Origin of the sequence: Streptomyces sp. NPDC057963 (assembly GCF_042887155.1) — a bacterium.
In the GTDB taxonomy this organism is placed as follows: domain Bacteria; phylum Actinomycetota; class Actinomycetes; order Streptomycetales; family Streptomycetaceae; genus Streptomyces.
The window spans coordinates 254538-274009 of the sequence record NZ_JBHVPX010000007.1; the positions used below are offsets into that span (position 1 = coordinate 254538).

General features: G+C 70.4%; 18 protein-coding genes. 5 read left to right on the top strand and 13 right to left on the bottom strand.

All coding sequences use genetic code 11. The features are described from left to right. Window positions 1-18: 18 nt before the first annotated feature. The gene (locus tag ACFVT1_RS18945) at window positions 19-213 is read right to left on the bottom strand and encodes a DUF397 domain-containing protein (RefSeq protein WP_389796613.1); all 195 of its coding nucleotides are present in this window, start codon (window positions 211-213) and stop codon (window positions 19-21) included. Next, window positions 197-1021: a helix-turn-helix domain-containing protein gene (locus tag ACFVT1_RS18950; RefSeq protein WP_389796614.1), complete on the bottom strand. Its 825-nt coding sequence runs from the start codon at window positions 1019-1021 to the stop codon at window positions 197-199. The genes ACFVT1_RS18945 and ACFVT1_RS18950 overlap by 17 nt, the downstream gene beginning before the upstream one ends. Before the next feature lie 151 nt (window positions 1022-1172). Between ACFVT1_RS18950 and ACFVT1_RS18955 the strand changes: the two genes are divergently transcribed. After that, window positions 1173-1598 carry an ATP-binding protein gene (locus ACFVT1_RS18955; RefSeq protein ID WP_389796959.1) on the top strand — a complete coding sequence of 142 codons (426 nt, stop codon included), beginning with the start codon at window positions 1173-1175 and terminating at the stop codon, window positions 1596-1598. Here ACFVT1_RS18955 and ACFVT1_RS18960 read toward each other — a convergent pair. The 4 genes from ACFVT1_RS18960 to ACFVT1_RS18975 all read right to left on the bottom strand — a co-directional run bounded on the left by ACFVT1_RS18960 (window position 1558) and on the right by ACFVT1_RS18975 (window position 6998). Further along, window positions 1558-2379: a serine hydrolase domain-containing protein gene (locus tag ACFVT1_RS18960; protein ID WP_389796617.1), complete on the bottom strand. Its 822-nt coding sequence runs from the start codon at window positions 2377-2379 to the stop codon at window positions 1558-1560. The genes ACFVT1_RS18955 and ACFVT1_RS18960 overlap by 41 nt on opposite strands. 182 nt (window positions 2380-2561) lie before the next feature. Beyond that, window positions 2562-3581, bottom strand: a complete 1020-nt coding sequence (locus ACFVT1_RS18965; protein ID WP_389796618.1) for a DUF4331 family protein — start codon at window positions 3579-3581, stop codon at window positions 2562-2564. A 298-nt stretch (window positions 3582-3879) separates the two neighbouring features. Next, window positions 3880-5343: a class II fumarate hydratase gene (gene fumC / locus ACFVT1_RS18970; RefSeq protein ID WP_389796620.1), complete on the bottom strand. Its 1464-nt coding sequence runs from the start codon at window positions 5341-5343 to the stop codon at window positions 3880-3882. Then, on the bottom strand, window positions 5340-6998 hold the full coding sequence (locus ACFVT1_RS18975; RefSeq protein WP_389796623.1) for an NAD-dependent malic enzyme: 1659 nt from the start codon (window positions 6996-6998) through the stop codon (window positions 5340-5342). Before ACFVT1_RS18975 ends, fumC begins: the two co-directional genes overlap by 4 nt. A gap of 323 nt (window positions 6999-7321) precedes the next feature. Between ACFVT1_RS18975 and ACFVT1_RS18980 the strand changes: the two genes are divergently transcribed. Both ACFVT1_RS18980 and ACFVT1_RS18985 read left to right on the top strand, forming a co-directional pair. After that, a complete protein-coding gene (locus ACFVT1_RS18980; RefSeq protein WP_389796626.1) occupies window positions 7322-7783 on the top strand; it encodes a MerR family transcriptional regulator in 462 nt (153 codons plus the stop codon). Next, window positions 7783-8799 (top strand): aldo/keto reductase, encoded by a 1017-nt coding sequence (locus ACFVT1_RS18985; RefSeq protein ID WP_389796629.1) that lies wholly within the window; start codon window positions 7783-7785, stop codon window positions 8797-8799. Before ACFVT1_RS18980 ends, ACFVT1_RS18985 begins: the two co-directional genes overlap by 1 nt. 138 nt (window positions 8800-8937) lie before the next feature. Here ACFVT1_RS18985 and ACFVT1_RS18990 read toward each other — a convergent pair whose 3' ends face one another. From ACFVT1_RS18990 to ACFVT1_RS19020, 7 genes are all read right to left on the bottom strand, one after another. Continuing rightward, window positions 8938-10146: an acyltransferase gene (locus tag ACFVT1_RS18990; RefSeq protein ID WP_389796631.1), complete on the bottom strand. Its 1209-nt coding sequence runs from the start codon at window positions 10144-10146 to the stop codon at window positions 8938-8940. Beyond that, the gene (locus tag ACFVT1_RS18995; protein WP_389796632.1) at window positions 10143-11267 is read right to left on the bottom strand and encodes an alpha/beta hydrolase; all 1125 of its coding nucleotides are present in this window, start codon (window positions 11265-11267) and stop codon (window positions 10143-10145) included. The genes ACFVT1_RS18990 and ACFVT1_RS18995 overlap by 4 nt, the downstream gene beginning before the upstream one ends. Window positions 11268-11441: 174 nt before the next feature. Then, entirely contained in the window at window positions 11442-12125 is a 684-nt protein-coding gene (locus ACFVT1_RS19000; RefSeq protein WP_362194445.1) for a response regulator transcription factor, read from the bottom strand. Further along, complete coding sequence (locus ACFVT1_RS19005; RefSeq protein WP_389796962.1) at window positions 12122-13462, bottom strand: sensor histidine kinase; 1341 nt, start codon at window positions 13460-13462, stop codon at window positions 12122-12124. Before ACFVT1_RS19005 ends, ACFVT1_RS19000 begins: the two co-directional genes overlap by 4 nt. A gap of 311 nt (window positions 13463-13773) precedes the next feature. Beyond that, a complete protein-coding gene (locus ACFVT1_RS19010; RefSeq protein ID WP_389796635.1) occupies window positions 13774-14772 on the bottom strand; it encodes a DUF4429 domain-containing protein in 999 nt (332 codons plus the stop codon). Window positions 14773-14857: 85 nt separating this feature from the next. Continuing rightward, the gene (locus tag ACFVT1_RS19015; protein WP_389796638.1) at window positions 14858-16072 is read right to left on the bottom strand and encodes an alpha/beta hydrolase; all 1215 of its coding nucleotides are present in this window, start codon (window positions 16070-16072) and stop codon (window positions 14858-14860) included. A gap of 352 nt (window positions 16073-16424) precedes the next feature. Next, entirely contained in the window at window positions 16425-17120 is a 696-nt protein-coding gene (locus tag ACFVT1_RS19020; protein ID WP_389796640.1) for a TetR/AcrR family transcriptional regulator, read from the bottom strand. 117 nt (window positions 17121-17237) lie between these two features. Between ACFVT1_RS19020 and ACFVT1_RS19025 the strand changes: the two genes are divergently transcribed. Then, window positions 17238-18848, top strand: a complete 1611-nt coding sequence (locus tag ACFVT1_RS19025) for an MFS transporter (RefSeq protein WP_389796642.1) — start codon at window positions 17238-17240, stop codon at window positions 18846-18848. Between the two features lie 176 nt (window positions 18849-19024). Next, window positions 19025-19417 (top strand): peptidase inhibitor family I36 protein, encoded by a 393-nt coding sequence (locus ACFVT1_RS19030; RefSeq protein WP_389796645.1) that lies wholly within the window; start codon window positions 19025-19027, stop codon window positions 19415-19417. Window positions 19418-19472 lie beyond the last annotated feature (55 nt).

The window sequence follows — 19472 nt, forward strand, 5'->3', positions numbered from 1 at the left end:
TGGATTACGGGACAGCCCTCAGCTGAGCCCGTCCACGAAGGTCTGCCACGCGTCGGCCCCGACGACCAGGACGGGGCCGTCCGGATTCTTGCTGTCACGCACGGGCACGGCGCAGGGGAGGCCGTCGGCCACCTCGACGCAGTCGCCGCCGCTGGTGCCGCTGTACGACGACTTCCGCCACTGTGCTCCGGTCAGGTCATGACTGGTCCCCATAGCGTTCCTCCATCACACGAGCGATCAGGGTCGCCGAGTCCTCGGGGGAGAGGGCTGTGGCTTGCAATCGAGCGTAGCCGACCGAACGTTCCTTGATCACCTGCGGATTGGCGGTCATATGGCCCTGGTCGTAGCTCTCCACGTAGAACAGGTCGGGGTCGTCCTCGAACCTGAGCAAGTTGAACGACCCCATCATTCCCGTGTGCTGGCCGACGGAGAACGGAAGCACCTGGATCTGCACCCAGGGGTCGTCGCGGAAGCCCAACAGACGCGCCAGTTGCGCGCGCATGACGTCACGCCCGCCTACCTCTTGGAGCAATGCGGCTTCACTCAGAACGATCCACAAGGCGGGCGGATTCTCGCGTTTCAGAATCCGCTGGCGGTCCAGACGGGCTGCCACCATCTCGTCAACCTTGTTCGGGTGATCCACACCGAGCAGTGCCCGCGCGTATTCCTCCGTCTGCAACAGTCCGTACACCAACTGCGCCTGGTACGTGGAGATGTACGCCGCGCGGGCCTCCATGTCCGCGTACGGCTGGAACCAGGTCGGCAGCTGGCTGCGCAGGACCAGGCCGACGAGGCGCGAGAACACGCCGTCCGTGTCGAGTGCCGCGTCCACCCGCTCGGAGAAGTCGCGGGTGGGGACCTTCTTCGTGGTCTCGATCTGGCCGATCAGGGAGCCCGTGCAGAAGATGATGTTGCCGAGCTGACCCTGCTTGAGGTTGCTGGCCTCTCTCTGGCGGCGCAACTCCCAGCCGTAGTAGTCCAAGGGGGAAGCGCTGGGGTCGAGCGACTGGATGTTGGCCACGGCGGGGCACCTCCGGCATTCAACGCCTCGCGGCGTTCGTTTCCGTACGTAGCCGAGCGTAATCACATCGCTGCACTCTGGTGACATGAATCACGTAATTGAGCCGCAGGCCGACGATCCGGTGGAGCCGACCTACCGCGCCGACTTCGCGATGGGCGAGCACTCGGCCCGGCATCTGCGCCGCATCCTGCGCCTCTACCTCACCGGCTGGGGGCTCCTCGATGTGGCCGACGCGGCGGAGTTGGCGCTCACCGAGCTGATCGCCAATGTCGTACGGCACGTCCCCGGCCGCCGTTGTCAGACGTTCATCCTCCGGCTTCCGGCCGGGGGCGTGCGCGTCGAGGTCGCGGACAACTGCCCGGAACTGCCCTGTGCGAAACCGGGTGATCTCCTCGACGAGGGCGGCCGGGGACTGGTCCTGGTCGATGCCGTCACCGACCGCTGGGGCACGGAACCGCGCCGTGACGGCACCGGCAAGACGGTGTGGTTCGAGTGCCGGGCCGCGAAGACGGCGGACCGGCCGGAGGAGACGTGGCTCAGCGGCCGGAACGGAGCTCCGCGAGCACCGCGTCCGTGAACACCGGCCACACCTCGACCGCCCACGGGCCGAAGGCCCGGTCGGTGAGCGCGAGGCAGGCCGCGCCCGCGACCGGGTCGATCCACAGGAAGGTGCCGGACTGCCCGAAGTGCCCGAAGGTCGCGGGTGACGAGGAACTGCCCGTCCAGTGCGGCGACTTGGAGTCCCGGATCTCGAAGCCGAGGCCCCAGTCGTTGGGGTTCTGGTGGCCGTAGCCCGGCAGTACGCCCTTCAGGCCGGGGTATACGACGGTCTGCGCGGCCAGCACCGTACGCGGGTCGAGCAGCCGTGGCGCCTGCACCTCCGCCGCGAACCGGGCGAGATCGCCGACGGTCGAGACGCCGTCCTTGGCGGGCGAGCCGTCCACCGCGGTCGCCGTCATGCCCAGCGGCTCCAGCACCGCCTGGCGCACGTACTCCGGGAACGGGATGTCGGTGGCCTTGGCGATGTGGTCGCCGAGCACCTCGAAGCCCGCGTTGGAGTAGAGCCGCCGGGTGCCGGGCGCGGCCGTCACCCGGTGCTCGTCGAAGGCGAGCCCGCTGGTGTGCGCGAGCAGGTGCCGGACGGTGGACCCCTCGGGCCCGGCCGGCTCGTCGAGCTCGACCGCACCCTCCTCGTACGCCACCAGCGCTGCGTAGGCCGCGAGCGGCTTGGTGACGGAGGCGAGCGGGAAACGGTGCGCGGCCGGGCCGTGCGTACCGAGAACGGTGCCGTCCGCTCGTACGACGGCAGCCGCCGCGGTGGGGACGGGCCAGTTGTCGATCATCGCCAGGCTCTGCATGCGTACGAGCGTATCGGGCGGGGTTGTCGAGCCACCGGTCGGGCGAGAACGTCCAGGCGGCGGTTGGCCACGTGGGCGACGTTCGACCTCCGGGGTCAAAGATCGAGCCGGTCCGATCCACTGATCGGTCGACCTGTCCCGGCTCGGCCGTCGGAGCCCCGGGTGTGTCCCGCCGGGATCCGTCAGGAGGCGGTTGCCGGGTGCGGGTCGCCGAGGTACGGGAACCGGTCCAGGGTGTCGGTGTGCGGCGTCAGACCGGTGGGCGGCGCCTCGTTCTTGGTGAGGAACGCGACGCGGATGTCGATGACGTCTTCCGTGAATGTCCGGCCGTTCGGGTACGCGGCAGGCTTGGACGGGTCGAAGTGCAGCACGTCCGGCAGGAGGCCGTGCTCGTCGAGCGCGGTGATCGCCTCCTCACGCGAGTAGCTGCCGGTGTGGCCCAACAGGTGGACGAACTGGTCCGTCCACCTGGCCCGGTCGTTGACCGGCTCGCTGGCGTTGTACTCCTCCTTCGTGTCGTCGGTGTTGAAGAAGCTGCTCATCGACGGGTGCCCGGCCCGGTCCGCGTGGACGAGTTCGCCGTCGCGCAGGACGCTGCACCGGCCCCAGATGTGCAGCTCGGGGTTGGGGGCCAGCTCCGCGGTCGGCAGTTCGATGGCCATGGAGAAGACGTTGGCCGTGCTGTTGGAGTCGACGCCGGTCCACGGGGACTCACCGCCCAGATGCGGCGCGGTGAAATTCCGGTTGCCGCTGGTGTCGAACAGATTCTTGATTCCGTCGAAGTCGAAGAAGAAGGCATCACTGCGGCTACCGGCGGCGACCTTGTAGTCGCCGCTGCTGACCACGTTGGCCCGGGGGCCGAAGGAGACGGCGGCGTCCGACACGATCTCGGTGCCGACCGCCTCGGGCCTGCGGGACTCCGCACCGGTTGCCATGAAGACGCTGAAGGTCTGCGAGCCGTCGGATGCCGGCGGGCTGAAGACCCAGCTGAAGGCGCCGTCGGTCAGGTAATCGCCGTCGTTGTCGATGTTCAGGCGGTATACGGCGTCGGGGTGCATGGCATCTGCGTGGGGATTGGCATTGAGGATGAGAACGGTTCTGCTCGGATCGCCGGGTACCCCGAAGGCATAGAGGTCGCACAGATCGAGACGCTGGTCGCCGAGTGGTGGCCCAAGGCTGAGGCCGGTGAAGTGGTTGGACATGTCAGGCCCTTCCATTGCTCGCCCGTCGGAAAGCCGCTAGAACGCTCGAACGGTCGCTCTGGGGCGCGTGAGGTACACCCACACCTGGGCGGTGCAGCCACGCTAGCCGTCACAGCAGTCCGACCACCGAGGGCGAAGGCACGGCCGTCAAACAACGCTCGAATGGGTCACCGACAGGCGGGAGGCGATCGTCTCCCGGTCCGAGAGCAAGCCTTCAGGGGGTCGCCGATCGGTTGACCAACTCATGAAAGAGACACGCTCCAGCCTCACGAAGATCAACTTTCGCAACAAACCCCCACTAGTTCAGGTGGACCATTTTCTTGGGGTCGACGATCCGGTCGAAGTCCTGCGCTGTGATGTAGCCGGTAGCGAGGGCGGCTTCGCGCAGTGTGGTTCCCTCGTCATCCGCCTTGTGCGCGATCTGGCTGGCTTTGTCGTAGCCGATCTCCGGCGAGAGCGCGGTGACGAGCATCAACGAGCGGGCGAGGTAGTCGTCGATCTGCCGGCGATGCAGTTCGGCGCCTTCGACGCAGTAGGTGCGGAGCTTCTCGCCGGCGTCTCCGAGAATGCGGGCGGAGTGCAGGAAGTTGTTGATGACGACGGGCCGCATGGCATTGAGTTCGAAGTTGCCCTGGGTGCCGGCGAACGCAATGGCGCTGTCCTCGGCCAGGACCTGGATGCAGACCATCACCATTGCTTCACACTGAGTCGGGTTGACCTTGCCGGGCATGATCGAGCTGCCCGGCTCGTTGGCGGGCAAGGCGAGTTCGCCGATGCCGCAGCGGGGGCCGGAGGCGAGCCAGCGGATGTCGTTGGCGATCTTCATCAGTGGCACGGCGAGAGCCCTCAGTCCCGCCGAGGCCGCCACCATGGCATCCAGGCTGCCTTGGGCGGCGAAGGGATTGGCGGCCGTGTGGAACGGATAGCCGGTCAGGTGTCCGATCTCCCGTGCCACCTGGGCACCGAAGCCATCGGGGGCGTTGAGACCGGTGCCGACCGCAGTCCCTCCTACCGCCAGTTCATACAGGCCCGGCCGAGTCGCCTCGATGCGGTCGATGGCGTCGGAGATCTGGGCGGCGTAGCCGGACCACTCCTGGCCCACGGTCAGCGGGACGGCGTCCTCCAGGTGAGTACGGCCGATCTTGACGATGTCCCACCACGCTTGTGACTTGGCTTCCAGGGCGTGTTGAAGTTCTCTCACCTTCGGGAGCGTGTGCTCGTGAATCTGGTGGAGGGCGGCGATGTGCATCGCGGTGGGGAAGGTGTCGTTGGAGGACTGGCCCATGTTGACGTGGTCGTTGGGGTGGATCGGCACCTTGGACCCCAGCGTGCCGCCGACCAGATGGATCGCCCGGTTGCCGATGACCTCGTTGACGTTCATGTTGCTCTGCGTGCCGGACCCGGTCTGCCATACGTACAGCGGGAAGTGGTCGTCCAGCGCGCCGGAGATCACCTCGTCGGCAACGCGGGCGATCAGGTCGGCCTTCCAGCCCGGCAGGCGGCCCTCCCGGCCGTTGACGAGCGCGGCGGCCTTCTTGACGTAGCCGTACGCGTGATAGACGGCCTTCGGCATGCGATCGTCACCGATGGAGAAGTGGATCAGAGATCGCTGGGTCTGGGCACCCCAGTACCGGTCGGCGGGCACCTCGATGGCACCCATCGAGTCCGTTTCGCGGCGGGTGCCGGTGGCGTCGATGCCGATCGGGACGTCCCGCACCTTTGGTGGCCGCTCGGCGGCGGCGTGCTGCTGCCCGGAGGTCACGACGCCTCCTTCGCGGACAGCGGTTCATAGACCGGCTGCCACATGGCGTCCTGCACGGCCTGGACCAGATCGGCAGGCCGGCGGGTGGCGACCTTGTCCTCGATGGCAGCGCGTACGACCGCCACCGCCACCGTCGCCGAGGAAGCGCGCAGGTTCGCCACCGGCGGCAGCAGTGGCGCGCCGGGAGCCCTGGCGTCGACCTGCCCGGCCACTGCCTCCGAGGCGGCGAGCAGCATCCCGGCGGTGAGCCGTGAAGCCCCGGCGACGACGATGCCCAGGCCCAGACCGGGGTAGAGCAGCGCGTTGTTGGCCTGCCCGATGACATGGCGGACTCCGCCGTATTCGACGGGGTCGACCGGGATGCCCGTTGCGGTAAGGACCTTGCCCTCGGTCCAGGCAATCAGGTCGGCCGGCATGGCCTCGATCTTCTCTGTGGGGTTGGACAACGGGAAGATGATCGGCCGGTCGACGTGCTCGGCCATCGCGGTGACCACGTCCTTGTCGAAGGTGCCCGGCGCGGTCGAGGTGCCGATCAGCATGGTGGGATGAACATGCCGGACGGTGGTCAGCAGGTCGATGTTTTCGTCTGCCCAGCCCCGTACCTCCGAGGCCGCCCGTGCGTAGGGGGCCTGGTAGTCGCGTAGGTCCGGCATACCCTCGACCAGCAGCCCCTGCTTGTCGACCAGCCACACCCGCCGGGTGGCCTCCTTGGGGTCCAGTCCGTCTCGGACCATCGCGTCACGCACCTGATCGGCATTGCCCACCCCGGCGGTGCCGGCGCCGAAGACCACGAGGCGCTGGTCGCGGAAAGACTGTCCGGTGATCTTCAAGGCCGACATCACGGCGGCCAGGGTGATGGCGCCGGTGCCCTGCATGTCGTCGTTGAACATGCGGTAGCGATCCCCGTAGGTCTCCAGGATGCGGCGGGCATTGCCCGGCCCGAAGTCCTCGAAGTGCAGCAGCGCGTTGGGATACAGCTCCGAGACCGTCTCCAGGTAGGTCTCGATGAACGCGTCGTACTGCTTCCCGCGTACCCGGCTGTGGCGCACGCCCAGGTAGAGAGGATCGTTGAGCAGGTTCTCGTTGTCGGTTCCGACGTCCATGACCACCGGCAGGCAGCGGGCGGGATGCAGCCCGGCCGCTGCGGTGTAGACGGCGAGCTTGCCGACCGAGATCTGGATGCCCTGCACCCCCCAGTCACCGATCCCCAGGATCTCCTCGGCATCGCTGACCACCACCAGGTCGACCTCATCCCGCTGGAGCTTGAGTGCCTCGAACGAGCGACGCACATCCTGCGGCCGGTCGATGGACAGGAAAACCCCGCGCGGGCGCCGGTACTCATGGCTGTACCGCATGATCGCCTCACCCACCGTCGGGTCGTAGACGATCGGCAGCAACTCGGTGAGGTGATCTCGCAGAAGCCGGTAGTACAGCACCTCATCGCGCTCGTGCAATTGTTCGAGGTTGATGAATTTCGCCAGATCGGTCGGCTCCTGTTGCAACTCCTCGTACGCACGAACCGCCTGCTGGTCGAGGGTGAGCACAGCGTCGGGCAGCCGGCCCACCAGCCCGAGCCGCTCCCGCTCCTGAGCCGTGAAAGCGGTACCCCGATTGATCAGCGGATCCGACAGGAGAGAAGGCGTGTGCATCGGCATGGGAACCCCCTGACCAGCATGACTCCAGCGTCCAAGCCTCTATTTCCATGCTTGACCCGTTCTCCGAGCAGCGCCACACGGGCAGGCCCGTGCCTTGGCTTGCCACCGAGCCGAAGGAAATGCCGGTAGAGCCCAATGGTGGGCCGGATTCCCAGCGGGCCGAACTCGTCGTCGTTCACCGTTCCGGGCGGGCTGCGGCCGGGGGCCGCGGATCCGGGCCGACGTACGCGGGTGGCCCGGTACGCGGGTGGCCCGGCCGCCGCCGAAACCCGTCCCCGATTGCGCTTGCTTCGAGTGCACTCCAAGGTTCTAGCGTGGAGGTCATGACGGTGATGGAGAGCACTTCCGTGAAGGTGGACGTCTGCGCCTCGGCCCCGCGGCCGCATCCGCGTCCCGAGGGGCAGGACCGGTACACCATCAGTGAGGTCGTCGCCTTCACCGGGCTCACCGCGCACACCCTGCGCTGGTACGAGCGGATCGGGCTGATGCCGCACGTCGACCGGTCGCACACCGGTCAGCGCCGCTTCACCAACCGCGACCTGGACTGGCTGTCCTTCGTCGGCAAGCTGCGGCTGACCGGGATGCCGGTCGCCGACATGGTCCGGTACGCGGAGCTGCTGCGCGAGGGCGAGCACACCTTCGAGGAACGGCAGGAGCTGCTGGAGGCGACCCGCCGCGACGTGAAGACGCGGATCGCGGAGCTCCAGGACACCCTCGCCGTCCTCGACCACAAGATCGACTTCTATGCGGGTGCCCGCCGGGCGCCGGAAAGGCCCTGTGCCTGATGACTGACAACAAGATCGCCACGGTGGAGCTCGGAAACGGCGGCCCGCAGGTCGGCGTGCAGGGACTCGGCTGCATGGGCATGAGCGAGTTCTACGGGGACACCGATGAGTCCTCCGCCCGCGAGACGCTGGAGACGGCGCTGACGGCGGGTGTCACGCTCTTCGACACCGCCGACGTCTACGGCAGCGGCGCCAACGAGATCTTCCTCGCCCCGTTCGTCGGGGCGCACCGCGACGAGATCACCCTTGCCACGAAGTTCGCCATAGAGCGGAAGGACGACGACCCGCACTACCGGGGAGTGCGCAACGACCCCGCGTACATCCGCCGGGCCGTCGAGGACAGCCTGCGCCGGCTGAACACCGACGTCATCGACCTCTACTACATGCACCGCCGCGACCCCGCCGTCCCCCTGGCCGAGTCCGTCGGTGCGATGGCCGAGCTGGTGCGGCAGGGCAAGGTCAAGCAGCTCGGACTGAGCGAGGTGACCGGCGCGGAGCTGCGCGAGGCGCACGCGGTGCACCCGATCGCCGCCCTCCAGTCCGAGTGGTCGCTCTTCAGCCGGGACATCGAGCGCAGCGCCGTACCGGCCGCCGTCGAGCTCGGCGTGACCGTCGTGCCGTACTCGCCGCTCGGCCGGGGCTTTCTGACCGGGGCGTTCGCGGACGCGGCCAAGGACCTGTCGAAGGGCGACTTCCGCCAGTACCAGCCGCGCTTCACGGGCGACAACGCGAAGGTGAACGCCGCCCTGCTGGAGCCCGTCCGCAAGATCGCGGCGGCGCACGGGGCGTCCGCCGCGCAGGTGGCGCTCGCCTGGGTGCAGCAGCGGGCGCAGGTGCACGGTCTGACCGTGGTGCCGATCCCGGGCACCCGCAAGAGCAGCCGGCTGCGGGAGAACGTGGCCGCCACCCGGCTCACGCTGACGGCGGAGGAGCTGGCGGTGCTGGAGCCGATCGCGGGGCAGGTGGCGGGGGACCGGTACCCGGACATGAGCTCGACCTCCGCGGCGCGCGAGTAGCCGTTCCGGCCCGGGTGCCGGGCCGGGGCGCCCGGCGATCGTTGTGTCCTCAAGCGCCGGACGGGCTCAAAGATGCCCTCAATCGCCGGGCGGGCCGGGTTTTGCCGGGTGGGCCGGGTCTCCCTGCCCGGCGCCGCCCTACGTCAGCCCCAGCGCGTACACCGCGAACCCCGTCGCCAGCAGCCCCGCCACCGCGCGGCGGACGTTCGCTGCACGCGTACCGGTCTGCCACGGGGCCTCGAACCGCCGCGCGTACCGGGCGATCAGCACCAGCAGCGCCGCGAACACCGGCAGCCACACCATGCGCGCCAGGATCCAGCCGACCGTGTCGGGCCCGGTCGTCAGCCCCGGCACCGCACCGGCGAACGACGCCGGGACCGCCGCGGCCAGCATCGCCGTCTGGTGCCAGCACAGAATCGTCATCGCGGACAGGTTGATGACGACGACCGGCGCCCACAGCCGCGGCCTGCGCAGCAGTCGGCCGATCCGGTCCCGCAGCAGGATCGCCGCGCCGCTCTGCGCGGCGGCCAGCGCCAGGACGAGCAGCGACGGCGGGTGCGAGTTCGTCCGCGCCTCACCCGGGACACCGACCATCGACGCCGGGTAGTGGAGGACCAGCAGCAGCGCGGCGAACAGGACGGTCCCGCCGACGAGCAGGACGCGGGCGCCGCGCCGGCCGACGCGGCCCTCGCCCCAGGAGACGCCGAGCTGGTACGCGAAGAGCCAGCCCGGAAGGATGTTGAGCACGCTCAGCCAGGACGGCATGGCGTCGGCGAACGGCCCGTACCGCAGGAAGTCGACGGCGGCGACCGACCCGATCAGCGGCACGGCGGCCCAGCCTCCCAGCTTCCGCGCGGCCTTGACGCAGTACGGGGTGAGCGCCGTGACCACCGTGTACACCCCGACGAACCAGAGCGGCTGGATCACCAGGGTCGACCCGGTCCGCAGGGTGTCACCGGGCACGCCGAGCGTGCTCAGTACCGGGATCATCGCCGCCCAGACGGCCGTCACCCCGAGCACCGGCCTGCCCAGGCGGGCGACGCGGCCGCGCAGCCAGGCACCGGTCGTCGACTTCCTGCGGTGGTACGAGAGCACGGAGGCGTATCCGCCGACCAGGAAGAAGATGCCCAGCATCTGAAGTACCCAGCTCAGCGGGGCGAGGCCGCCGAACGTGGACAGCGGGCTGGCGTTGTGCAGCGCGCCGTCGCCGTCGAGGCGGAAGCCGCCGAGCAGCCAGTGGCCGGTCGGGACGGCGAGCAGCGCGAGGGCGCGCAGGCCGTCGATGGCGCGGTCGCGATGGGCGGGCGTACGAGCGTCGATGCGTTCGGCGAGGACGGTGAGGCTCATCGGGCTTCTCCCCGCGCGATCGAGGCGAAGGCGCGGAGCGAGTCCGTACCGGGGGCGAAGTAGCCGGTGTGCCCGTGGGCGTCGTGGGCCGGCACCCGGCGTGCGCCGAACCCCGGACCGGTCGGATCGGGGCCGTGCCCGATCCCCGCCACCTCTACGTGGGGCACGTTGTCGATCCAGTCCGTGGCGTCCTTGGCAGCCCAGACCCGGGCGGTGGTGTGCAGGTCGGCGACGGTGTCGGCGCGCATGCCGGGCGAGCCGAGGACGACCAGGTCCGTGGCGCGCAGCCGGTGTGCGGCGAGGCCGCACACGACGGAGCCGTAGCTGTGGCAGAACACGGCGGGTGCGGGCACGCCGTCGGCGGCCAGCCCGTCCGCGAACCGGGTCAGCCGGTCGGCCCCCGCCGCTGCGAGCGAGCCGGTCGCGGCATCGACGCCGACGCCCACGGGCGTGGTGTATCCGGCCCAGGCGACGACGGCGCTGCCGCGACCGGTCTTCGCGTGGAGGGCCTTCGCCATGCCTGCCGGAGTGCCGTACACATCGCTCGTACGGTCGAAGGTCCCGGCGTCGATGTCCGAGCCCGGCACCACGACCGCCACATGGCGTGCGGTGCTCAGGTCACCGAAGACCTCGGCGACCTGGCCGCGTCCGCGCGGATCGAAGGCGAGGATCTGCCGGTCGCCCGCTGCGGCACTGCCGCTGTCTCTGCCTCGGTCTCCGGCTTCCGCTTTCGCTCCGGGTCGGGCTTCGGCTCCGGCTTCGGCTTCAGTGAGATGGGCGTACCTGGGGTCGTGAGCGGCGCGCAGGGAACGGGCGTTGGCCCGGTAGCGCAGTGCGACGGGGACCCCGTCCAGATTGCCGACGACGAGTGGATGCCGTACGACCAGGGTCTGCTGCTGAGCGGCGGTCAACCCCAGGAAGAACCGGTTCACTTCGGCCGGGGTGGTCCGCTCCGGGTCGGGCAGCTCGCGCCCCAGCACATGATCCGCGCGCCAGGCCGCGGCGCCCGGGGGCGGCCCCGTCAGGGCCTGCTGCGTGGTTCCGGACGCCCAGCCGGCCGTCCCCGCCATCACGGTGGTCGCCAGCGCGACCGCGACCAGAGTCCTTGCGTATCGGCGCATCCCGCCCTCCCTCTCCGGCTGATCCGGCTCCCGCACGCCGTTCGGCGCGTCGGAGAGGAAGGTAGGAAGAAGGTGGGCGCGGGGGCGTCGCACCGGGGAGCCAAGTGCGGGTTGATACCGGGGTAGGGGGTGTACGGGAGGCCTGCTGGTGGGGTGGGCGGGGGGAAACCACCACTACTGCTCTCCCGGTACCACCACTCCCGCCTCGTACGCGAAGATCACCGCCTGCGCGCGATCCCGCAGATCCAGCTTGGTCAGCACCCGCCCGATGTGCGTCTTCACCGTCTGCTCGGCCAGCACCAGCCGCTCCGCGATCTCCTGGTTGGACAGCCCTCGCGCGATCAGCTCCAGCACCTCCGTCTCGCGCGGAGTCAGCCCGTTCAGCCGCAGCACGTGCCCGTTGCGGACGGCCCCGGACGGCCCCTGCCGGGCGAAGTCCGCGATCAGGCGCCGTGTCACGGACGGCGCCAGCAGCGCCTCGCCCGCCGCGACCACCCGTACGGCCGAGATCAGATCCGCCGGCGGCGCGTCCTTCAGCAGGAATCCGGACGCACCGGCGCGCAGCGCCTCGTACACGTAGTCGTCCACGTCGAACGTGGTGAGCATCAGCACCTTGGGCAGGTGCACCACCCCCACCGGCGGGTTCAGCAGCTCGCGGGCCGCCGCCAGGCCGTCCATCTCGGGCATCCGGACATCCATCAGGACCACGTCCGGGTGGACCCGCCGGCTGACGTCGACGCCCTGGCGCCCGTCCGGCGCCTCACCGACCACGTCGATGTCGCTCTGGGCCGCGAGCAGTGCCGCGAACCCCGCCCGCACCATGGCCTGGTCGTCGACGATGATCACGCGGATGGTCAAGAGTCCTCCGAGGCAGGGGGCGAAGCGGTGGCGAGCGGCAGCCGCGCGGCCACCCGGAAGCCGCCGTCGGGCAGCGGGCCGGTGTCCAGCGTGCCGCCCGTCAACCGTACGCGTTCCCGCATACCGACCAGGCCGTGCCCGGTCCCGGTCGTCTCCAGCGGCGAACCGGGCTGCTCCGCCCGGTCGTTGACCACCAGCACGGTCAGGTGGTCACCGTCGGACGTGATCGACACCCGGGTCCGCGCACCGGGCGCGTGCCGGACCACGTTCGCCAGGGCCTCCTGCACGATCCGGTACGCCGACAGATCCACCGCCTGCGGTACGTCCGACACATCGGCGGCCAGTGACAGTTCGGCCGGCAGCCCCGCCCGTACCGTCGCCTCCACCAGCTGCTGCACCCGGTCGAGCCCCGGTTGCGGTGTCCGCTCGCCCGCCGTGCCCTCGCTGCGCAGCACCGTCAGCAGCCGCCGCATCTCCGTGAGCGACTCCCGCGCACTCGCCGCGATCGCGCCGAACTCCTCGACCGCCTCCTCGGACAGGCCGCTGATCCGGTAGGGCGCGGAATCCGCCTGGACCGTGATCACGGACATGTGGTGCGCGACCACGTCGTGCAGCTCCCGGGCGATCCGGGTGCGCTCCTCCAGCAGCGTCCGCTGTGCCCGCTCGGCCTCGCTGATGGTCTCCTGCTCGGCGAGCCGCCGTTGGGCGTCGCCCCGTTCCCGTACCGCCGCGCCGATCACCAGCACCGCCGCGCCGAGGACCACGAGCAGGAGCGCGCTTCCGTTGCTGCGTTCCGGTGAGATCAGGTGCAGGACCAGGCTCGCCGCCCCTGTCGCCACCCAGATCGCGGCCAGGGTCTGCCGGGTCTCGCGCAGGGCCAGCGCGAGCAGCACGAAGAGGTAGCCGACCAGGGTGGGCGCGGGCCACGGCCAGATGCCGAACCTGTCGACCGGATGTCCGAGCAGCGCGACCGCACCGACGATGTCGGCCGGGAAGATGATCCACCAGGCCTGGAGCGGCCGGTGCGCCAGCATCAGGAGCGGCGCCGCCTGCGCGACGGCCAGGGCTCCCGCCAGTCCTCCGTTCACGCCGTACTGATGGATCAGGACATTGATCGTGACCGGTACGAAGGTCGCGACGAGGGCGAGGACGACGGGGTACGGCAGTAGTCGCTGCCACCGCTTCGGCGCGTCCGCCAGGAGCGGCGTCGAGGGGTGGGACGGGTGCGAGAGCCCGTGGGCGATCTCGCGCAGATTGCGCCGGGCAGCGCTCACCAGGCCGTCGACGGGCGGGGGCGTCTGGGGCAGCGTGGGCGGCATCGGCGGCATCGGCGGCATCGGCGGCATGGGCGGCATGGGCGGCGGGGAAGTGGACATGGCTGGACCAGCGTAGGCAGTCGAGCGCCCGGTGGCGTCATACCGGGGTTTCGGTCCGCCGCTCTTCCTCGTACGCGAGTACTACGGCCGAGCCGGCCCGTGCGTCTCCGGCGTGCGCGTTTTTGGTCCGCGCGTCCCCGGTCCGCGCGTCCTCGGCCTGCGCGTCTCCGGCCTGCGTGTCTCCGGCCCGCGCGCCCCCGGTCCGCCGGAGGTGCCCGGTCCGCCGGGGGCCCCGGCACGCCGGAGACACCCGGCCCCGGCCGCTTCGGCGCCTACAGCTCGGCGAGCAGCTGCGCCTTCTTCGCGCTGAACTCGTCGTCCGTCACCAGACCCGCCCGGTGCAGCTCCCCGAGGTGCCGGATCCGCTCCGCGATGTCCGCAGGGTCGCGCCGCCCCGCGCCCACCAGGACGGCGGCCGGCGCCGCGGGCGACGGCTGCTTCCTGCGAACGGATTCCAGTACGGCCGCGGCGAACGGCAGCGACTCGTGCACCGGGCCGTAGCCGAGGCCGAAGACCACCGCGGCCGGATCCTGATCGGCCCGGGTGGGGCGGGGAGCCATCGGCTGCGCGCTCCGGACCGAACCCGCGGCAAACCCCGTGCCCAACTCCGTATCGGGTCCCGCACCGATGCCGGAAGCGCTGCTCGTACCGAGGCAGGCACCCGGGCCCGGTCCCGGAGCCACGCCCTCAAGACCCCGCGGCACCAGCCGCAGATAGCCGTCGAAGGCCTCCGGCGAGCGCCACTCGACCCCGCTCAGCTCCGTCACCGGAAACGTCTGGTCGCCGGCCTTCCACTTCGCCGTGGAGGCACCCGTCCAGAACCAGCGGAAGGAGATCCGGTCCCCGTCGAAGCTGGCCCGGCCGTCGTACGCCTTGAACTGCATCGGGGCCTCGGGGGCCGCGACCAGGAACCGCTCGGCGGGCTCCGCGGCGTCGGGACCGAGCCGGGCGCGCAGTTCGTCCGCGTAGTACTCGGCGAGCGTCTCGCGCTCGGCGGGCAGCACCAGCCGGTACGGATCGCAGCCGTCCTTCAGCTGCCCGGCCGCGGCCTCCAGCAGCGGGTCGGCACCGGGTCTCGGCACCGCACGCAGGACCACCGTGCCCCGCTTGCCCGGGGTCAGCGTCACCGACGACAGCGCCGCGTGCGGGACGCGGCGCTCACGCAGGCTCTGGAAGAGCTTCGGTGTGCGTATACCCCGTTCGAAGCGGATGAGCACGGAGTCGGTGTCGAACTCCCAGGTGGCATGAATTCCGGCCAGCACATCACCCATGTGCCTCATCGTATGCGGCACTTGCTCGCACGTCCCCCCTTGGTGTGAGTCCCGATGTGTGGCCGGCTGTGGCACGTCGCGCCCGTCAGATCTCCTGGCCGCCGGCGGTGACTCCCTCGCGGCAGGCACGGTCGGAACCGGCACAGCTCACCGAGCCGTAGGCACCCACGCCGATGGCGGCGAAGTTGCCGAGGCTCTCGGTGCCCGGCTCGAAATAGCCGCTGTGCCCGACGGCGCCGCCCGCCGAGACCACGCGTGCGCCGAAGCCCGGGTCGACCGGGTCGGCCCCGTGGCCGAGCCCGCCGAGTTCCAGGTTCGGTACGTCCTCGATCCAGTCGCCCCGGTCCCGCGTCGCCCACACCCTGGCGTCGGTGTGCAGCTGCCCGGCGTTCTCCACCCGCATGCCGGGGCTGCCCGCGACCGCGATGTCGGTGACCCTGGCGGGCAGTTCATGTGCGGCGACACCGCACAGCACCGAGCCGTAGCTGTGGCAGAACAGCGAGACCGGGGCGTCCCCGGGCAGCGCACCCACCAGGGCGTTCAGCCGCACCGCACCGCGCTGGGCGAGGTTCCCCAGGGCCGCGTCCACACCGATTCCGGCGGGCGTGGTGTAGTCGGCCCAGGCGATGACGGCGGTCCGGGTGCCGGGGCGCGCGGCGCGCTCCGCCGCGTACAGCGACTTCGCCATGCCGACCGGGGCGGCGTTCACCATGGGGGCGGACCGCTCCAGCGTCAGCAGATTGGTGTCGACGCCGGGGACGATCACGGAGATCCGCTCGGCCCGGTCGAGATCACCGAACACCTCGGCGGCGCGGCCCTTCCCGGACGGGTCGAAGGCGAGGATGTGCCGGCCGTTCTCCAGCATCGCCCCGATGCGGTTCATCCGGCGGAGCGCGTCGGCGCGGCCGTCGGGGGAGAGCCGGTCGTCGTGCATGCGCTGCCGCTCGACCGCGCGCGCCTGCGCCAGGGCCCGCCGATTGGCGTGATAGCGCAGGGTGACCGGGGCGCCGTTCAGATTGCCCACGACCAAGGGGTACTTGTCGGCGAGTGCCGTGCGCTGCGCCGGTGTGAGCGTGGCGAAGAACTGCGCCAGTCGGTGCGGCGGAGCGTCGGCGTCCGGAAGCGCGTGACCGGCTACACGGCCCCGTGCCCACGAGGCGAGTGCGAGGGTGCGTGGCTCGTCGGAGGGTTGGTGACGTACGGCGGTCCAGCCCGTGGTCGCCAGCATCACGAACACAACCGCGACGGCGAGCAGCGCGCGCCATGCGGTGAGCGTGGGGGAGGAGTCGAAGGAAGTCACTCCCGCCCACATTAGGAGACGCGGAGCGGCAGCCGTGAGGAGGGTGACGCACATCACCCCGCTGTCAGGAATTCAAGGCCCGGCATTTCACGCTGTGTTGGTGCGACGCGCACGCACAGGCGCGCGAAGTGCCTCCGGAGCGTCGCATGTGACCGCCGCAGCACGGCTGTTGTGACGTCGGTCATGCCGCGCGCTGAGGCGTACAGCACAGCGGCGCACCGGTCTCCCGGCGCATCCGTACCGAGGGGCCCGCCGCACATCGGACGGAGTTTCCATGGCGTCACCCGAGCCCGGAGCCGGGGCGTCACCCGAGCCCGGAGCCGGGGCGTCACCCGAGCCCGGAGCCGGGGCGTCACCCGAGCCCGGTGCCATGGCGTTGCCCGAGCCCGGCGCCGGCCTCCGTCCGCCAGTTCCCGGCGAGTGCCGGGCCGAGCTGGTCCAGATACGCCTCGGTCAGCGTGCGCAGCGATTCCATGCCGGTGTCCCGCCCCTGTCCCCAGAGCTGCCCGGTCACCCGCATCACCCCGGAGAACGCGGCCACGGCGACCCTGGGCCGGGGATCCGTCTCCACGTCGAGCCCCTCGCGCTCGGCGATCAGCCGCGCGACCCGGTTCTCCAGATCGATGCTGCGTCGCAGGTGGGCGGCGTGCAGCGGCGGCGTCGACTCGATCATCCGGTACGTGCGCAGGTGGAGTTCGACGGTGACGATCGCCTCGATCACCTCACCGAGGGTGTTCCAGGAGCAGAGGACCGCGCGGCGCAGGGCCTCGAACGGGGTTTCCGAAGCGGGCCGCCGGCGCAGCTCCGAGAGGAAGTGCGACTCCACCATCTCCTGGATGGCGAAGGCGGCCTCCTCCTTGCTGGCGAAGTAGCGGAAGAAGGTGCGCTGGGAGACCTCGACGGCGTCGACGATCTCGTCGACGGTGGTCTGCTCGTAGCCCTGGGCGTTGAAGAGATCGAGGGCGGCGTGCAGCAGGGCGTCCCGGGTGCGTCGCTTCTTCCGTTCACGCAGCCCGGCCGGATGCGCGGCCCGCTGCCCATCGGTCACTGAAATGGTCCTCTTCCTCCTGGTTCACGCGGCTCGGCATGGCTGTGAGCCACGTGACAGTTACTGTCTTGTGAAATGGTTTGTCAACTGTCAGTGACTGACACTAATCTCCCCCGCATGACTAGTCAGACCACCGTCGAAAAGGCGTCGCGGGAGCCGCAGGGGACCGCCGTGCCCGCACCTGCCAAGGGGCTGCGCGGCCACCCCTGGCTGACGCTCTTCTCCGTGGCCATCGGCGTGATGATGGTCGCGCTCGACGGCACGATCGTCGCGATCGCCAATCCCGCCATCCAGCAGGACCTCGGCGCCTCGCTCGCCGACGTCCAGTGGATCACGAACGGCTACATGCTCGCCCTCGCGGTCTCCCTGATCACCGCGGGCAAGCTCGGTGACCGGTTCGGTCACCGCCAGACCTTCCTCATAGGTGTCGTCGGCTTCGCCGCGGCGTCGGGAGCCATCGGCCTCTCCCACAGCGTCGCCCTGGTGATCGTGTTCCGGGTGCTCCAGGGCCTCTTCGGCGCCCTGCTCATGCCGGCCGCGCTCGGCCTGCTGCGCGCCACCTTCCCGGCCGAGAAGCTGAACATGGCGATCGGCATCTGGGGCATGGTGATCGGCGCCTCGACCGCGGGCGGTCCGATCCTCGGCGGCGTGCTCGTCGAGCACGTCAGCTGGCAGTCCGTCTTCTTCATCAATGTGCCGGTCGGTGTGATCGCGCTCGTGCTGGGCCTGGTGATCCTCAAGGACCACCGCGCCGAGAACGCGCCGCGCTCCTTCGACATCGGCGGCATCGTGCTGCTGTCGCAGGCGATGTTCTGCCTGATCTGGGCCCTCATCAAGGGTTCCGAGTGGGGCTGGGGCGACTACAAGACGCTCGGCTTCCTGGGCGCCGCCCTGGCCCTGTTCGTGGTCTTCGCCTTCTCCCAGAAGAACGTCAGGGAGCCGCTGATCCCGCTGGCGATGTTCCGGTCCGTGCCGCTGTCCGCGGGCACGGTCCTGATGGTGCTGATGGCCTTCGCCTTCATGGGCGGGCTGTTCTTCGTCACCTTCTACCTTCAGAACGTGCACGGTCTGAGCCCCGTCGACAGCGGTCTGCACCTGCTGCCGCTGACCGGGATGATGATCGTCGCCTCGCCGCTCGCAGGCGCCATGATCACCAAGTTCGGCCCGCGTGTTCCGCTGGTCGGCGGCATGGTCTGCACGGCGGTCGCCATGTTCGGCATGTCCCAGCTGGAGATCGGCACCGGCACCCTGACCATGTCGATCTGGTTCGGTCTGCTCGGCCTCGGCCTCGCTCCGGTGATGGTCGGCGCCACCGAGGTCATCGTCGGCAACGCCCCGATGGAGCTCTCCGGCGTCGCGGGCGGTCTGCAGCAGGCCGCCATGCAGGTCGGCGGCAGCCTCGGCACGGCGGTGCTGGGCGCCGTCATGGCCTCCCAGGTCGACTCGAAGCTGGCCGGCAACTGGACCGCCGCGAAGCTCCCGCCCCTCACGCCGGAGCAGCTGGACGCCGCGTCCTCGGCCGTCGAGGTCGGCGTCCCGCCGGTGGCCGCTGACACCCCGCCGGAGGTCGCGGCGAAGATCGCGGGCGTCGCCCATGACACGTTCGTGTCGGGCATGAGCACGGCGTTCATGGTCGCGGGCATCGTCGCGGCGGTCGCCGCGGTCGTCGCCACGCTCACCAAGAGCGGTGCGAACGCCCAGGCGGGCGCGGGCGCCGGTCACATCTGACCGATCGCCACGAAGCCCTCCGCGGCGTCAACACAGTGCGTACAACAGCCCCGCCGGACCGGTCCGGCGGGGCTGTCGCCTATCCGGGTGGTGCGGCCCCGGGCCCCTTCCCCGGGCGCTGCTGCGCAGGTCAGGGTGCAGACAACTGATTCGCACCACCACGGGGGTTGATTTCCATGCGTACGACCTTTCTCGCCGCCGCCCTGGCTGCCACCGCTCTGATTCCGCAGGCCGCCGCGGCCGGCTCCCCGCCCCCGCGGGCGACCGCCCATTCCGCACCCGCCCGGCTCGGAACCTGCGGAAGCGGTCAGCTCTGCCTCTGGGAGAAGCCGGACTTCACCGGCGCCCGGCAGATCCACGAGCTGTCCACGATCGACATCGACAGCTGTGTGCCGCTGCCGGCGGGCCGCAAGGTCCAGGCACTCGCCAACCGCACCGGCCGGCCCGTCACCACGTACCAGTCGGCCGAGTGCGCCGAGACCGGAGAGTTCGAGACCTATCCGGGCGGCGGCACCTGGGTGCCCCAGTCCCCGTACCAGGTCAGGGCCTTCAAGGTCTGGGAGAACTGACCGGATACGCCGAAGGGCGGCGGGACCAGGAGATCCCGCCGCCCTCAGCCGTCGT

Coding starts and splice junctions, on each gene's coding strand:
- ACFVT1_RS18945 (WP_389796613.1), bottom strand. CDS start 213: ATGGGGACCAGTCATGACCTGACCGGAGCACAGTGGCGGAAGTCGTCG.
- ACFVT1_RS18955 (WP_389796959.1), top strand. CDS start 1,173: ATGGGCGAGCACTCGGCCCGGCATCTGCGCCGCATCCTGCGCCTCTAC.
- ACFVT1_RS18960 (WP_389796617.1), bottom strand. CDS start 2,379: ATGCAGAGCCTGGCGATGATCGACAACTGGCCCGTCCCCACCGCGGCG.
- ACFVT1_RS18965 (WP_389796618.1), bottom strand. CDS start 3,581: ATGTCCAACCACTTCACCGGCCTCAGCCTTGGGCCACCACTCGGCGAC.
- ACFVT1_RS18975 (WP_389796623.1), bottom strand. CDS start 6,998: ATGCCGATGCACACGCCTTCTCTCCTGTCGGATCCGCTGATCAATCGG.
- ACFVT1_RS18980 (WP_389796626.1), top strand. CDS start 7,322: ATGACGGTGATGGAGAGCACTTCCGTGAAGGTGGACGTCTGCGCCTCG.
- ACFVT1_RS18985 (WP_389796629.1), top strand. CDS start 7,783: ATGACTGACAACAAGATCGCCACGGTGGAGCTCGGAAACGGCGGCCCG.
- ACFVT1_RS18990 (WP_389796631.1), bottom strand. CDS start 10,146: ATGAGCCTCACCGTCCTCGCCGAACGCATCGACGCTCGTACGCCCGCC.
- ACFVT1_RS18995 (WP_389796632.1), bottom strand. CDS start 11,267: ATGCGCCGATACGCAAGGACTCTGGTCGCGGTCGCGCTGGCGACCACC.
- ACFVT1_RS19005 (WP_389796962.1), bottom strand. CDS start 13,462: ATGCCGCCGATGCCGCCGATGCCGCCCACGCTGCCCCAGACGCCCCCG.
- ACFVT1_RS19010 (WP_389796635.1), bottom strand. CDS start 14,772: ATGGGTGATGTGCTGGCCGGAATTCATGCCACCTGGGAGTTCGACACC.
- ACFVT1_RS19025 (WP_389796642.1), top strand. CDS start 17,238: ATGACTAGTCAGACCACCGTCGAAAAGGCGTCGCGGGAGCCGCAGGGG.
- ACFVT1_RS19030 (WP_389796645.1), top strand. CDS start 19,025: ATGCGTACGACCTTTCTCGCCGCCGCCCTGGCTGCCACCGCTCTGATT.